Consider the following 570-nt stretch of genomic DNA (forward strand, 5'->3'; position numbering starts at 1 on the left):
ATGAATGGTTCGGAGTGGGCGGTGTATGACGCTGCGTCCGGTGGTACTGCGGTGGTCGCGTCGATCGCTGCGGCGACGGATGCGGACGGCGACCCGCTGACGGGGCTGTTCCGTGACACGACGCTGACGGAGGGCGAGTACTGGTTGGAGGAGACCAGGGCCTTGCCCGGGTTCCAGCTGCTGGCGCAGCGGGTGCCGTTCACGGTCGCTCGCGACGGCACGGTGACGCTCCCCGCGGGTGTGTCGGTGAACGTGACCCTGGTCGATGTGGATGGCACCCCGACGATCCGTGTGCAGGATGTGCCCGCCCTGGATCTTCCCGAGGCCGGTGGGATCGGGACGCTGACGATCTACCTGGCGGGGGCTGCGCTGTTGGCCGCGGCCGGGGTGATCGCCGGGATCGGTTTCGCCCGCCGCCGCGCGTCCGCCCAGCGCGACCCGGGGGAGGCGCTATGACGGTCCGCCCCGGCTTCGACTCCGCGGCTGCGCCGCTGCGCTCAGCCCGTTTCGACTCCGCGGCTGCGCCGCTCCGCTCAACGAGCGGGGGAGGGCCCTCCGCCCGTGCGTCTT

1 protein-coding gene is annotated in these 570 nt (G+C 71.9%); it reads left to right on the forward strand.

Annotation, left to right across the window (positions count from 1 at the left end; genetic code table 11):
- A partial coding sequence (locus IEX37_RS15860) for a prealbumin-like fold domain-containing protein (protein WP_229663335.1) occupies nt 1-456 on the forward strand: 456 nt, incomplete at its 5' end.
- Nucleotides 457-570 lie beyond the last annotated feature (114 nt).

The organism is Microbacterium album (assembly GCF_014643695.1).
Taxonomy (GTDB): Bacteria; Actinomycetota; Actinomycetes; order Actinomycetales; family Microbacteriaceae; genus Microbacterium; species Microbacterium album.